The sequence below is a fragment of the Aquabacter albus genome (assembly GCF_040049275.1).
Lineage (GTDB): Bacteria > Pseudomonadota > Alphaproteobacteria > Rhizobiales > Xanthobacteraceae > Aquabacter.
This window is the reverse complement of sequence record NZ_JBDZDT010000001.1, coordinates 489,950-505,183: the sequence shown is the minus strand read 5'-3', so window position 1 is coordinate 505,183 and position 15,234 is coordinate 489,950. Positions and strand designations below refer to the sequence as shown.

Sequence of the window (15,234 nt, the reverse complement as noted above, 5' to 3'; positions counted from 1 at the left end):
ACCAAGTCCGAAGCGCCTCACGCGCGATGGTCGCTGCCTTGTGAAGCCGACGAGCAAAGCTTGATGGCCGCGTCCGGCCGACGGCAAGGTGGGGGGACACCGCTGTGCCGAACGGAGACTTATGAACGGGGCGGGACCTTGTCAATGAGCGCGGGCGCCATTCCCGCACAGGCTGAGCGCGAGCTTTGCTGCGCCGCGAAGGGGTTTCCGCTGCGCGATGGGCCGATCTGGTCCGCGGCCCGGTCTCCAGCCGGTCAAAACGACGCCCCGTCCGGTCTTTATGTGTCATGGACAGTGTGCCGGCCGCTGCGTAGTATCCGCCCACTTTACACGGTCGGGGGACGGGCATGGCCGGGGTGGTTTCTGTTTACGGTGCATACGGTTCCGCCAACCGCGGGAATCGTCGGGTGCTGATTGCGGCCATGTGCGCCGCCGGCGCCCTGGCGCTCGCCGGGTGCGAGGAGAAGAACACGTATGTTGCACCGCCCCCGCCGGCGGTGACCGTCGCCCCCGCCCTCGAGCAGCCGGTCACGCGCTATCTTGAGCTTACCGGCAACACGGCCTCCATCAACACCGTGGACCTGAATGCCCGCGTCCAGGGCTTCCTCACGGACATCAAATATAAGGACGGTGCCCTGGTGAAGAAGGGCACCGTCCTGTTCGTGATCGAGCAGGACCAGTACAAGGCGGATGTCACCCAGGCCCAGGCGACGCTGGCTGCCAACCAGGCGCTCCAGGTACAGGCGGAAGCCGAGTACAACCGCCAGAACCAGCTCGCCAAGCAGGACTTCGCTTCCCAGGCCACCCTTGATCAGGCCCGCGCCAAGCGCGACCAGTCGGTGGCCAATGTGCAGAACGCCCAGGCCGCGCTGGATATCGCCAAGATCAATCTCGGCTATACCGAGGTGGCCGCGCCCTTCGACGGCGTCGTCACCGCCCACTTGCAGGACGTCGGCGCGCTGGTGGGCTATGGCAGCCCCACCAAGCTTGCCACCATCGTCGAAGTGAACCCCATCTATGTGTGGTTCTCGCTCTCCGAGACCCAGGTGCTGCGCATCAAGGAGGGGCTCGCCAAGCAGGGCCGCACGCTCCAGGCCGTGGCCCAGGACCTCGCCAGCATCCCCGTGGAGATCGGCCTCCAGACCGAGGACGGCTACCCCCACAAGGGCAAGCTCGACTATATCTCGCCCCAGGTGGACCCCAATCTTGGTACGCTGACCGTCCGCGGCATCTTCGAGAATCCCAACCTCACGCTGATCCCCGGCCTGTTCGCCAGGGTGCGCCTGCCCCTCGGCCCGGCGGTCCCCATGGTGCTTGTGAACGATAACGCCATCGGCACCAATCAGAGCGGCCCCTATGTGCTCACCGTCGACAAGGACAACAAGGTGGCCCAAGCCCAGGTGAAGATGGGTCAGTTGCAGGACAAAGGCCTGCGCGCCCTCGACAGCGGCCTTGCCGGCGGCCAGCAGGTGGTCATCAACGGCCTCCAGCGCGCCATTCCCGGCTCGAAGATCACGCCCGAGGCCGGCACCATGGGTCAGGTGGCTCCGCCCAACGCGCCTATCACGCCGGCTGCGGCCCCCACCCCGCCCGCGGCGGCCACCCCGCCTGCCGCGGCGCCCGCGGCCACAGCCCCGGCACCCACGAGCGCGGCGCCTGCGGCAACCGCTCCGAAGAACTGATCCCCGGCCCCTCGCACCCAGGCAGCGACCATGATCTCGCGCTTTTTCATCGAGCGGCCGGTTCTGGCGAACGTGCTCGCGCTTCTGTTCGTCCTCATCGGCGCCGTCTGCCTCATCCGGCTGCCGGTGGCGCAGTATCCGAACATCGTGCCGCCCACGGTGACGGTAACCACCTCCTATCCCGGCGCCAGCGCCAAGACCATGGTGGACACGGTCGCCCTGCCCATCGAGCAGCAGGTGAACGGCGTCCAGGGCATGCTCTACATGCAGTCCTGGAGCGCCGCCGACGGCACCTACACGCTGCTGGTCACCTTCGACATCGGCACCGACCCGAACATGGCGCAGGTGCTGGTGCAGAACCGCGTCTCCATCGCCATGGCCTCGCTGCCTCAGGCGGTGCAGGTGCAAGGCGTAACCGTGCTCCAGAAGGGCACGTCGATCCTGGAGTTCGTGGCCCTCATCTCGCCCGATGGGCGCTATGACGGCCTTTTCCTGTCCAACTATGCGGGCATCTTCGTCCAGAACGAGCTGGCGCGCCTTCCCGGCGTCGGCAACGTGCTTGTGTTCGGCGCCGGCACCTACGCCATGCGCGTGTGGATGGACGCCGACAAGATGCAGGCGGTGGGTCTGAACCCACAGGATGTCATCAACGCCATCCAGGGCCAGAGCCAGGAAGTGACTGCCGGCCAAGTGGGCATGCCGCCGGCGCCGGCCAACACCAGCTTCCAATATACGGTCAATATCCAGGGCCGCCTGAACGACGTGCCCGACTACGAGAACATCATCGTCAAGTCGGACAATACGAATGGCGGGCGCATCGTGCGCATCCGTGATATCGGCAGGGTGGAACTGGGCGCGCAGACCTATTCGAAGATCTTCACCCAGAACGGAAAGCCGGCCGCAGGTATCGGCATCTTCCAGCTTCCGGAAGCGAACGCGCTCCAGGTGTCGCAGGAAGTGAAGGCCAAGATGGAGGTCCTGGCCAAGTCGTTCCCGGAAGGGCTCGCCTATGACATCCCGTTCAACACCACGGACTTCGTGACCGCCTCGATCTCCGAGGTCTACAAGACACTGTTCGAGGCCGGCATCCTGGTGCTCGTGGTGATCATCTTGTTCCTGCAGGACTGGCGCGCCACCCTGGTCCCGGCCACCACGGTGCCCGTGACCATCATTGGCGCGTTCGCCGCCATGGCGGCCATGGGCTTCACCATCAATATCTCCACCCTGTTCGCCCTCATCCTCGCCATCGGCATCGTGGTGGACGACGCCATCGTGATCGTGGAGGGCGTGGCGCGGCATATCGAGGAGGGCATGGACGGCCAGCCCGCCGCCGAGAAGGCGATGGACGAGCTGTTCGGCCCGGTCATCGGCATCACCCTGGTGCTGATGTCGGTGTTCCTGCCGGCCTCCTTCATTCCCGGCCTCAGCGGCGAGATGTTCAAGCAGTTCGCCCTGGTGATCGCCGCCACCGCGGTCATATCGGCCATCAACGCCGCGACGCTGAAGCCCACCCAGTGCGCCCTGTGGCTGCGGAAGCCCGTGCCGAATGAGAAGAAGAACTTCTTCTTCCGCGGGTTCAACGCCGTCTATGACAAGTGCGAGCACTGGTATTCCGGCCTCATCAACCGCATGGTGCACGTGTCCGGCTTGATGGTGGTCGTGGCGCTGATCCTGATCGGCTTGGCAGGGTGGGGCCTTTCGCGCCTGCCCACCTCGTTCCTTCCCATCGAGGACCAGGGATACGTGATTCTCGCCGTGCAGCTTCCGGACGCCGCGTCCACCGAGCGCACGCATGAGATTGTCAGCAAGATCTCCGAGATTTCCCTGAAGATTCCCGGCGTCAAAACCGTGCTCGGCATCACCGGCATCTCCGCCCTCGACAACAATTCGAGTCTCGCAAACGGCGGCGTGCTCTATGTGCCCTTCACGCCCTGGGATGTGCGTTACGCGACGACGGGGCAGGATCTCCTCTCCATCTACACGACCATGAACAGGGAGTTCTCGAAGATCGAGGGGGCGCAGATCGCGGTCCTCGTGCCGCCTGCCATCCAGGGCATCGGCAACGCCTCCGGCTTCACCATGCAGCCGCAGATCCGCGACGGCAATTTCGACTACGCTTTGCTCCAGAACGTGGCCAATGCGCTGGTGGAGAAGGGCAATGCCCAGTCGGGCCTGCAACATCTGTCCACCTCGTTCCGCGCCACCGCTCCGCAGCTCAATGTGGAGGTGAACCGCATCAAGGCCGAGACGCTGGGCGTGACGGTGAAGCAGGTGTTCGACACCATCTCGTCCTATGTGGGATCGAGCTACGTCACCCAGATCAACAAGTTCGGAAACGTGTTCCAGGTCTATGTGCAGGCGGATTCCAAGTCGCGCCTGCTGCCGGAGGATCTTCAGAACCTGAAGATCCGCACCCCGCAGGGAATCATGGTGCCGCTCGGCACCCTGATCGACGTGCGCATCATGTCCGGCTCGCCACTGATCTCGCTCTATAACCTCTATCCCACCGCGACCATTGTCGGCACCAATGCGCCGGGCTTCTCCTCCGGCCAGGCGCTGGACATGATGGAGCAGATCGCCGCCGTGACCTTGCCGCCGGGCATGGGCTTCGAATGGACCGCCATGTCCTACCAGGAGAAGCAGGTCGGCTCGCAGATGTACTTCGTGTTCGGCATGGCGATCCTCCTGGTCTACATGGTGCTCGCCGGCCAGTACGAAAGTTGGATCCTGCCGCTCGCGGTGATCCTCGCCGTGCCGCTGGCGTTGCTCGGCACTGTCGGCGCGCTCATGGCGGTGGGGGCGAGCAACAACCTCTACACCCAGATCGGCCTCGTGCTGCTGATCGCGCTCGCCTCCAAGAACGCGATCCTCATCGTGGAATATGCCCGCGAGAAACGCGCCGAAGGCATGGACATCGTGGAAGCGGCGGTGGAGGCCTCGCGCCTCCGGTTCCGCCCCATCCTCATGACCTCCTTCGCCTTCATCCTCGGCGTGCTGCCGCTGGTGTTCGCGACGGGTGCCGGCGCCAATTCCCGCAAATCCATCGGCATCGCGGTGGTGAGCGGCATGCTCGCTTCCACCTGCCTCGCGGTGCTGTTCGTGCCCTCCTTCTACGCGGTGCTCCAGCGCTTCGAGGAGAAGGTGCTGAAGAAGAAGCCGAAGCCGCGCGGCACCGAAGGGACCCCCGACGGGCATCCCCCCGTCGGGCCTGTGGAGCCGGCCTCGGCGTGAGGGTTTCCTTGCGCCACGCACGTGCCGGCACGGTGCCCACCGGCTCCGTGCCTGCTAATGCGGCAGGCCGCCACAAAGTGTTGCTTTCGCGCGCGTAACCCCTTGTCTAACCTTGGGCCTCGCTTTGCCCCGCAGCTGGTGACCTGCCATGCCCATTCTCGCGAATCTGCACCACGTCACCAGCTACACTTATGACCGGCCGGTGGCGCTGGGGCCGCAGATCATCCGGCTGCGCCCCGCGCCCCATTGCCGGACCGAGATCCCGGCCTATGCGCTGAAGGTCACGCCGGCCCAGCACTTCATCAACTGGCAGCAGGACCCGTTCGGCAATTGGCAGGCGCGGCTCGTGTTTCCCGAGCGCACCAAGGAATTCAAGGTCGAGGTGGACCTGCTCGCCAGCCTCGCCGTCACCAATCCCTTCGATTTCTTCATCGAGGATTATGGCGAGCACTTCCCCTTCGCCTATACCGACGAACTGAAGGCCGAGCTCACCCCCTATCTGGAGCTGGAGGACGGCGGGCCACTGCTCGACGCCTTCGTCGCCGGCGTCTCCCTGAAGAAGCGTCGCACCGTGGATTTCCTGGTGGAGCTGAACCAGGCCATCCAGGGCGCGGTCGGCTATGTCATCCGCATGGAGCCGGGCGTCCAGACGCCGGACGAGACGCTGAAGGCGAAGCTCGGCTCGTGCCGCGATTCCGGCTGGCTGCTGGTGCAGGTGCTGCGCCGCCTCGGCCTCGCCGCGCGTTTCGTGTCCGGCTACCTGATCCAGCTCCGACCCGACGTGAAGTCCTTGGATGGCCCGTCGGGCACGGACGTGGACTTCACCGATCTCCATGCCTGGGCCGAGGTCTATCTGCCCGGCGCCGGCTGGATCGGCCTTGATGCCACGTCCGGCCTGCTCTGCGGCGAGGGCCATATCCCGCTGGCGGCCACCCCCCATTACGGCTCCGCCGCGCCCATCGAGGGGCAGGTGGAGCCAGCGGAGGTGGAGTTTGACTTCGAGATGAAGGTCACCCGCGTCGCCGAGGCGCCGCGGGTGACGCTGCCGTTCTCGGATGAGAGCTGGGCCGCCCTCGACACGCTCGGCGAGAAGGTGGACGAGGATCTCCTTGCCCACGACGTGCGCCTGACCATGGGCGGCGAGCCCACCTTCATCTCCATCGACGATTACGAAGCGGCCGAATGGAACACGGCCGCGCACGGCCCCATGAAGCGGACGCGGGCGGATGACCTGATCCGCCGGCTGCGCAAGCGCTTCGCGCCCGGCGGCCTGATGCATTATGGCCAGGGCAAATGGTATCCCGGCGAGGACCTGCCGCGCTGGTCCTTCGGCCTGTTCTGGCGGAAGGACGGCAGGATCGTCTGGCGCGATGACAGCCTGATCGCCCTCGAGACGAAGAATTACGGCGTCGGGCCCGCCGATGCGGAGCGCTTCGCGCGGCTGCTGGGCGAGCGCCTCGGCCTCGGCCCGCAATATGTGCGGCCGGCCTATGAGGATGTCGCCCACTTCCTCATGAAGGAGGCGAACCTTCCGGAGAATCTGGAGCCCGGCGACCCGCGCATCAAGGACCCGGTCGCCCGCAAGGCCATGGCCAATGCGTTTGCGGACGGTCTCGGCACCCCACGCGGCTTCATCATCCCGATCCAGCGCCTGAATGCCGCCGCCGGCGGCGGCTGGCTCTCGGAAGTGTGGAAGTTCCGGCGCGACCATCTCTTCCTGGTGCCAGGCGACAGCCCCATCGGCTTCCGCATCCCGCTGGATTCGCTGCCCTTCCTGCCGCCCACCATCTATCCCCACACCATCCCGGCCGACCCCCTGGACCCGCGCGCGCCTCTGCCCGATCCGGACAGCATGGCGCAGGCCTATCGCCGCGACGGCGAAAGCGGCCTCGTCCCGGCGGCGGAGAAGGCCCGGGGCATCGTCGAGGAGTATCTGTCCCACTCCCCGCCGGTCGGCCCCTTCTATGTCCGCACGGCGCTCGCCATCGAGCCGCGCGACGGCCGCCTCTGCGTGTTCCTGCCGCCGCTGGAAAGGCTCGAGGATTATCTCGAGATCATCACCGCCATCGAGGCGGTGGCGGCGGAGCTGCGCATGCCGGTGCATCTGGAGGGCTATCCGCCGCCCTTCGATCCGCGCCTCGATGTCATCCGCGTCGCCGCCGACCCCGGCGTGCTCGAGGTCAATGTCCACCCCTCCGCCACGTGGCGCGGCTGCGTGGACACCACCCGCATCCTTTATGAGGAAGCGCGGCTCGCCCGCCTCGGCACCGAGAAATTCCAGCTGGACGGGCGCCATTCCGGCACCGGCGGCGGCAACCATGTGGTGGTGGGCGGCATCACCCCGGCCGACAGCCCATTCCTGCGCCGCCCGGATCTCCTGAAGAGCCTGATCCTTTATTGGCAGCGCCACCCCTCGCTGTCCTATCTCTTCTCGGGCCTGTTCATCGGCCCCACCTCGCAGCATCCGCGCATCGACGAGGCGCGCCACGACAGCCTCTACGAATTGGAGATCGCGCTCGCCAAGATCTCGGCGCCGGGCACCGACCTGCCGCCGCCGCCCTGGCTGGTGGACCGCCTGCTGCGCAACATCCTCATCGACGTGACGGGCAACACGCACCGCACCGAGATCTCCATCGACAAGCTCTATTCGCCCGATGGTCCCACCGGCCGGCTCGGCCTCGTGGAATTCCGCTGCTTCGAGATGCCGCCGGACTGGCGCATGAGCCTCGCCCAGCAGCTCCTCCTGCGGGCGCTCATCGCCATGCTGTGGCGCAAGCCGCTCCAGGGCGGCTGCGTGCGCTGGGGCACGTCGCTCAACGACCGCTTCATGCTGGCCCATTATGTGTGGTCGGACTTCGAGGACGTGCTCGCCGACCTCGCCGAGGCCGGCTACGCCTTCGATCCGCTCTGGTTCAAGGCGCAGTATGAATTCCGCTTCCCCGCCTACGGCAAGGTGCAGCGAGCGGGCGTCGAGATGGAGCTGCGCGGTGCGCTGGAGCCCTGGCACGTGCTGGGCGAAGAGGGCGCCATCGGCGGCACGGTCCGCTATGTGGATTCCTCGGTGGAGCGCCTGCAGGTGAAGGTGGAGGGCTTCAATCCCGCCCGCTACGTGGTCACCTGCAACGGCCGCCGCGTGCCCATGACGGCGACGGGACGGAACGGCACCTTCGTCGGCGGGGTGCGCTACAAGGCGTGGCAGCCGCCCAACGGCCTGCACCCCACCATCCCCGTCCATACCCCGCTCACCTTCGACCTTATCGATACCTGGAGCGGGCGCTCACGGGGCGGCTGCGTCTATCATGTGGCGCATCCGGCGGGCCGCAATTACGAGGCCTATCCGGTGAATTCCTACGAGGCCGAGGCGCGGCGCCTCGCCCGCTTCCAGTCCCATGGCCACACGCCCGGCGTGCCTTACGTGCCCGCCGAGACGGCGCCGGACGAGTTCCCCACCACGCTGGACCTCAGGCGGCCCGTGGGGGTGTGAGAGTTCTTCATAAGGAGCCGTCATGGGCGGGCTTGACCCGGCCATCCACGTCGCTCTGCAAGTGCAAGGCCGACGAAAACACGTGGATGCCCGGGTCAAGCCCGGGCATGACGGTGCCCTTCGGGATTAGCCCTGTACTGCGCTCCAAAGGCTTATAAGCCGCCCCGAAAGCACAGCCGTTCAACGGTTTGCGCTGTTTAGCATTGGAAAAAGTCGCTTCCCCTTCGGCGCGTTCACGGCTCTAATGCAGTGCAGCGGCGGCGGGCCGCGCGGGGATCGCGCGCCCGAGGTGGGGACGTGCCACCACAACAGAAAGGCCGAGCGTGTCCGGGGCGGAGCAGCGCAGCGAGGCATTCCAGGAAGCAGCCGTGGCGAGCGTCATCGGCGGCTATGCGACACTGCCCGGCATCCGAGACGAGATGATGGATGCCGATGGGCATCCGCGCCCCCATTGGGTGCCCTTCCTCGCCGCCCTCGCCGAGATCGGCCCCGAGGAGCTGCGCCGCCGCTTCGGCGCTGCCGACCGCTACCTGAAGGATTCGGGCGTCTTCTACCGCGTCTATGACGATGCCGGCGGGGGGGAGCGGCCCTGGGCGCTGAGCCATATTCCCCTCCTCATCGACAAGGCCGACTGGGCCGTGCTCTCCGCGGGCCTCGCCGAGCGCGCCGAGCTGCTGGACCGGCTGCTCGCCGACCTCTACGGCCCTGCCAACCTCGTGAAGAACGGCGCACTGCCTGCCGCCGCCGTGGCCGGCAGTCCGGAATTCCTGCGCCCGCTGGTGGGTGCGACCCCGCGCGGCGGGCGGTTCCTGCGCTTCTATGCGGCCGATGTGGGGCGCGGGCCGGACGGGCGCTGGTGGGTGCTCTCCGACCGCACGCAGGCGCCATCCGGCACCGGCTATGCGCTGGAGAACCGCCTGGCGCTGAGCCGCGCCCTACCGGACGTCTCCCGCGACATGCGCATGGAGCGGCTCGCCGGCTTCTTCCAGGCGTTCCGCACCTCCCTCATCAAGCTCGACCGGACGGGCGAGGGGCGCATCGGCCTCCTGACCCCCGGCCCGCTGAACGAGACCTATTTCGAGCATGCTTTGCTCGCGCGCTATCTCGGCTTCCTCCTGGTGGAGGGCGAGGACCTGACCGTGCGCGGCGATGCGTTGTTCGTGCGCACGGTGGCGGGCCTGCGGCGGCTCGACGTGGTGCTGCGCCGCCTGGATTCCGACTTCGCCGACCCGCTTGAGCTGAACGCCCGCTCGCGCCTTGGCGTGCCCGGTCTCGTCCAGGCGGTGCGCTCGGGCGGCGCGGTGCTGGCCAATGCCTTGGGTTCGGGGCTTGTGGAGGCGCCCGCGCTCATGGCCTTCCTGCCGCGCCTCGCCACCCACATGCTCGGCCAGAACCTCTCGCTGCCGCATGTGGGCACATGGTGGTGCGGGCAGGAAGCGGAGCGCGCCCAGGTGATGGAGAACCTGGAATCCCTGGTGATCGCCCCCGCCTTCGGCAGCACCGTGCCGGGCCTGAGGCTGAAGGGCTCGCTGCTCGGCGCGGACCTCGGCCCGGCCGAGCAACGCAAGCTCGCGGCCCTCCTCGCGCGGCGCGGCGCGGACCTCGTGGGCCAGGATGTGGCCCGCCTCTCCACCATGCCGGTCTGGACCGGCGACAAGCTCGTGCCGCGTCCGTTCTCGCTCCGCGTCTTCCTCGCGGCGACGGAGGAGGGCTGGAGCGTCATGCCCGGCGGCTTCTGCCGCATCGCCGAGAGCCTGGACGCCCGCGCCTTCTCCATCCAGCGGGGCGACCGTTCGGCGGACGTGTGGGTGCTGGCGGACAGCGACGTCCCCACCACCACGCTCCTGCCGAGCCCGGACAATGTGCGGGTGCGCCGCTCCTCCGGCACGCTGCCCAGCCGTTCGGCGGACAATCTGTTTTGGCTCGGGCGTTACGTGGAGCGGGCCGAGGCGACGCTGCGCCTCGTGCGGGCGCTGGTGGGACGGCTCGCCGAGATGGAGCCGTCGTCGAGCCCGCTGGTGACGCGGCTGCTCTCACTCCTCTCCACTTGGGGGGCCATGCCGCGCGATCTCGCCCGCGCGAGCCCCGGGCGCTATGCGGTCGCCGCGCTCACCAACCGCGATCTCCCCGGCGCGCTGCCGCAGCTGGTGAAGAGCGCCCGCGCCTCGGCCTCGGTGATCCGCGACCGTTTCTCGCCCGATGCGTGGCGTGCGCTGGTGGACCTCGAAGCCTGCGTCGATGCGCCGGTTCCGGCCTCCCCCTCGGAGGCCGATGCCCATGAGCGGGCGGACGCCGCGCTGCGCATCGTCGCCGCCTTCTCGGGCCTTGCCAGCGAGAACATGAACCGCCTCACCGGCTGGCGCTTCCTGGAGATGGGCCGGCGCATCGAGCGCTCCATCGCGCTGATGCGCTTCGTGCGCACCTTCGCCGAGCCCGGCGCCCCGCGCGGCGCGCTGGACGTGCTGCTCCAGCTCGCCGACAGCCAGATCACCTATCGCAGCCGCTATGTGATGATGGAGGCGCGCGGGCCGGTGCTGGACCTCGTGCTGCTGGACCCCGACAATCCGCGCTCCTTCGCCTTCCAGGTGGGGCGCATGGCGACGCACCTAAAGGTGCTGCCCGGCCGGGACCCGGACGAGCCGCCGCCCTTCGCCGAACGCCTGGTCGCCCGCATGCAGGCGGACCTCACCGCCTCCAGCGCCGACAGCTTCGACCTCAGCGATTTCGAGGCGCTGGAAGGCGATCTCATGCTGCTCTCGGACGAGATCTCATCGCACTATTTCATCCAGGAAGCGGCCACCGACAACTGGCAGGCATAGCGGGCATGCTCTACGACATCCGCCAGACCACCACCTATACCTATGGCGCCCCCGTGCGCGCGGCGCGGCAGGTGATGCGCATGACGCCGGTGGACCGCGGCAGCCACCAGCACGTCATCGCCCACCTTCTGGACACCAAGCCGGAGCCGAGCGAGATCGAGCATGGGGTGGACTTCTTCGGCAACGCCATCTGCTACGTGACCTTCGAGGCCGCCCACGAGACCCTCGGCATCACCATGCGGGCCCGCATCGAGGTGCATCAGGTGCCGCTGCCGGACCCCATGACGACGCCCGTGGTGGATGTGGTGCGCGCGCTGGCCTTCGCCTCCACCGACCTCAGCCCCGCCTCTCCGGTCCACGGCCTGTTTCCCACCCGCGGGGTGCCGCTCGACCCTGTCATCACCGACTGGACGGCGGAAAGCTGTCCCGAGGACCGCCCGATCCTCGCGGCCGCCATGGAGGTGATGCACCGGATCAAGGAGGGCTTCACCTACCAGCCCGGCGCCACCGACGTGACGACGCTCCCCTCCGAGGCGTTCGCTGCCAAGACGGGGGTGTGCCAGGACTTCGCCCAGGTGATGATTGCCGGCCTGCGCGGCCTCGGCCTACCGGCGCGCTACGTCTCGGGCTATCTGCGCACTGTCCCCCCGCCGGGCCAGGAGCGTCTCTCCGGCGCGGACGCCACCCATGCCTGGGTCGAGGTGTGGTGCGGGCCGGACATTGGCTGGATCGGCCTCGACCCCACCAACGCCATCCCGGCCGGGGAGGACCACATCATCCTCGCCATCGGCCGCGACTATGCGGACGTCTCGCCGGTGGACGGGGTCATCGTCGCCTCGGGGGACCACCAGCTGGCGGTGGGGGTGGATGTCATTCCCGTGGAGCGCCCCCAGGCCGAGGCGCCGGCGTCGTAGCTCTTCTGGGATCTCCCTCCCCCTTGCGGGGGAGGGGACTTAGCCCCACCCCTCACGCAACGCTGCGGTAGATGTCCTTGTAGGTCTCGCGCAGAACGTTCTTCTGCACCTTGCCCATGGTGTTTCGGGGCAGCTCGTCCACGAAGAACACGCGCTTGGGCAGCTTGAAGCGGGCGAGGCGCTTCTCCAGCGCCGCATGCACTTCGGCCTCGGTGAGTGCGGCGCCCTTGGTCCTCACCACAACAGCGGTGACGCCCTCGCCGAAATCCTTGTGGGGCACGCCGATGACCGCGCTCTCCATCACGCCGGGGAGGGCGTCGATCTCGCCTTCCACTTCCTTGGGATAGACGTTGAAGCCGCCGGTGATGACGAGATCCTTGCCCCGGCCGACGATGTGCACATAGCCGTCGGGATCGATCTTGCCGAGGTCGCCGGTGATGAAGAAGCCGTCATGGAATTCGGAGGCGGTCTTCTCCGGCATGCGCCAATAGCCCCTGAACACGTTGGGGCCCTTCACCTCGATGCTGCCGATCTCGTCGGCCGCGAGGAGCTTGCCGGTCTCGGGATCGGTGATGCGCACATCGATGCCGGGGAGGGGGAAGCCCACCGTCCCGGCGCGCCGGTCTCCGTCATAGGGATTGGATGTGTTCATGCCGGTCTCGGTCATGCCGTAGCGCTCCAGGATCGCCTGGCCCGTGCGCTCGGAAAAGGCGCGATGGGTCTCGGCGAGGAGCGGGGCGGAGCCGGAGACGAACAGGCGCATGTGCGCCGTCGCCTCGCGGGTGAGGCCGGGCTGGTCGAGGAGGCGGGTGTAGAAGGTGGGCACGCCCATGAGGCTGGTGGCCTTGGGCATGAGGGAGAGGGCCTCCTTCGCATCGAACTTCGGGCAGAAGATCATGCGCGCGCCGGCCAGAAGGATGACGTTGGTGGCGACGAACAGGCCGTGCGTGTGGAAGATGGGCAGCGCATGGATGAGCACGTCATCCCTTGTGAAGCGCCAATAGTCCTTCAGCGTGCGGGCGTTCGAGAGCAGGTTCTCGTGGGAGAGCATGGCGCCCTTGGCGCGGCCCGTCGTGCCTGACGTGTAGAGGATGCCGCCGAGGTCGTCCGGCCCGCGTGCTACGTCCGTGAAATCTTCCGGGAAGCCCGCGGCCGCCACCGTCAGCGAACCCGTGCCGTTGGTGCCCAGCGTCTCGACGCAGGGCACGTTGAGCGATGAGGCGAGCGCGCGCACGTCCGCCTCGACCTCCGGCCGGCAGATGAGGATCGTCGGTTCCGCGTCCGAGAGGAAATAGCTGAGCTCGGCCAGGGTGTAGGCGGTGTTGAGCGGCAGGTAGACGGCGCCCGCGCGCACCGCGGCGAGATAGACGGCGAGGGCCGTCCAGGACTTCTCCACCTGCACCGCGATGCGGTCGCCCGGCTTCACGCCGCGCGCGATGAAGAGATGGGCGAGGCGGCCCGATAGGGCGAGCGCATCGCCATAGGTCTCCTCGCCCCCGCCGGGGTGGTAGACCAAAGGCGTGTCGAGGGACGGCATGGCGGCCCTGAAGGCTGCGAACAAATGGTTCATGTCTGTCATTGCGTCGATACCAGAGCGCGCGAGTTGGCTTCCCCGCGGAGGAGTTTCTTCACCACCGGGCTCGCCACGATCTCCGCCTTCCCGGCGAAAGCCTCGTGGTTCTTCTCGATGTCGGGGAGGATGTAGCGGTAATTGACCATCAGGCCGGCGGCCTGGGCGATGCCCTTGGGCGAGAGGTCGCCCATGGGATTGATGCGCTCAAGCCGCGCACCATTGCCCAGGTGGAAGCGGGCCACCGGGTCGAGCGGGCGACCCTTGGTGGACTTCGCCACCAGGAAGAAATGGGCGGCAAGCGCGTTGATGACGGGCGTCAGCTCCGTCTTGGCTTCCGCCCGGTCCGCCCAGTCGGGCGCGTCCATCAGTTTCAGCGTTTCCCGGTCGGCAGCGGTGAGGACGGGGGAGGACTCGCTCGCCCGTTCCGCGTCGAGCCATTTGCGGAAGGTCGGCACCGGGGAGAGCGTGACGAAGGTGGTGAGGGACGGGATTTCCCGCGAAATCTCCTCCACCACCTGCTTGATGAGGAAATGCCCGAAGGAGACCCCGCCCAGCCCGCGCTGGCAGTTGGAAATTGAATAGAAGACGGCAGTGGTCGCGGTGCCCGGATCGATCACGGCGCGCGATTGGTCGAGGATGGGCGCGATGGCGCTCGCCGTCTCCTTGGTAAGGGCCACTTCCACGAAGATCAGCGGCTCGTCCACGAGGGCCGGGTGGAAGAAAGCGTAGCAGCGCCGGTCCGGTGAATCCACACGGGCGCGCAGGTCGTTCCAGTCCTGGATCTCGTGCACCGCCTCGTAGCGGATGATCTTCTCCAGCACGTTGGCGGGCGTCGACCAGTCGATGCGGCGGAGCACGAGGAACCCCCGGTTGAACCAGGACGAGAAGAGGTGGCCGAAATCCCGGTCCACGGGCGCGAGGTCGCGGCGGCGGACCATGGCGTCCATCAGGTCCTCGCGCATGCGCACCAGGCTCAAGGTGGCGTTGTGGGCAAGGTTGAAGCGGCGGAACAGCTCCTGCCGGCGCGGCTCGCTGGCGGCGTGAACCTCGGTGATCGCAGCTTCCGAGCCGGTGGCGCCATAGTCCGCTATGGCCTTTTCCAGGCGCGGCAAATCGGGGCCGAACGTCTCCTGCAGCAATTCGAAGAAGGCGATGCGCTCACCGGTCTTCATGCGGGCATAGCGGTCGAGGATGTCGGTGGCCAGCGCCACGCCCGATGCCTCGCCGCGTCCCGAGAGCAGGTCTTGGCAACGGTCGGCCAATGTCGCCGCCTTGGTGGCGCCGTTGACGCGGCTGTTGCGATCGAGCAGCGCGCGTCCGCGCTCGGCGATGGTGGTGAGGAGGTCGCCGAAAAAGCTGGAGTTGGAAGTCATGCCCGCCGCTCCGCCAAGTTCGCCCACCCCTTATGGGACAGGGCGGTGCGGGGCTTGGCAAGCACCCGCGTGCAGGTCGCGCATGGATCTTTCGGAGGATGCGACATAAGCGTTCCCTTGATCGCTCCATCAAGCCGCCACCGCCGGAAAATGTCAAC

7 protein-coding genes are annotated in these 15,234 nt (G+C 67.4%); 5 read left to right on the top strand and 2 right to left on the bottom strand.

Features of this window, described 5'->3' with window-relative positions; genetic code table 11:
- Positions 1-422: 422 nt before the first annotated feature.
- The 5 genes from ABLE91_RS02035 to ABLE91_RS02015 all read left to right on the top strand — a co-directional run bounded on the left by ABLE91_RS02035 (position 423) and on the right by ABLE91_RS02015 (position 12,130).
- Positions 423-1,682, top strand: coding sequence for an efflux RND transporter periplasmic adaptor subunit (locus ABLE91_RS02035; RefSeq protein ID WP_510181895.1), 1,260 nt, complete (start codon positions 423-425; stop codon positions 1,680-1,682).
- 30 nt (positions 1,683-1,712) lie between these two features.
- Positions 1,713-4,913, top strand: coding sequence for an efflux RND transporter permease subunit (locus ABLE91_RS02030; protein WP_348927937.1), 3,201 nt, complete (start codon positions 1,713-1,715; stop codon positions 4,911-4,913).
- A gap of 148 nt (positions 4,914-5,061) precedes the next feature.
- Positions 5,062-8,397 (top strand): transglutaminase family protein, encoded by a 3,336-nt coding sequence (locus ABLE91_RS02025; protein WP_348927936.1) that lies wholly within the window; start codon positions 5,062-5,064, stop codon positions 8,395-8,397.
- 323 nt (positions 8,398-8,720) lie between these two features.
- Positions 8,721-11,216, top strand: coding sequence for a circularly permuted type 2 ATP-grasp protein (locus ABLE91_RS02020; protein ID WP_348927935.1), 2,496 nt, complete (start codon positions 8,721-8,723; stop codon positions 11,214-11,216).
- Positions 11,217-11,221: 5 nt separating this feature from the next.
- Positions 11,222-12,130, top strand: a complete 909-nt coding sequence (locus ABLE91_RS02015; RefSeq protein WP_348927933.1) for a transglutaminase family protein — start codon at positions 11,222-11,224, stop codon at positions 12,128-12,130.
- A gap of 52 nt (positions 12,131-12,182) precedes the next feature.
- On the opposite strand, the gene ABLE91_RS02010 is transcribed toward ABLE91_RS02015, so the two are convergent.
- Positions 12,183-13,709, bottom strand: a complete 1,527-nt coding sequence (locus tag ABLE91_RS02010; RefSeq protein ID WP_348927932.1) for a malonate--CoA ligase — start codon at positions 13,707-13,709, stop codon at positions 12,183-12,185.
- Positions 13,706-15,076 (bottom strand): malonyl-CoA decarboxylase, encoded by a 1,371-nt coding sequence (locus tag ABLE91_RS02005; RefSeq protein WP_348927930.1) that lies wholly within the window; start codon positions 15,074-15,076, stop codon positions 13,706-13,708. The genes ABLE91_RS02010 and ABLE91_RS02005 overlap by 4 nt, the downstream gene beginning before the upstream one ends.
- Positions 15,077-15,234 lie beyond the last annotated feature (158 nt).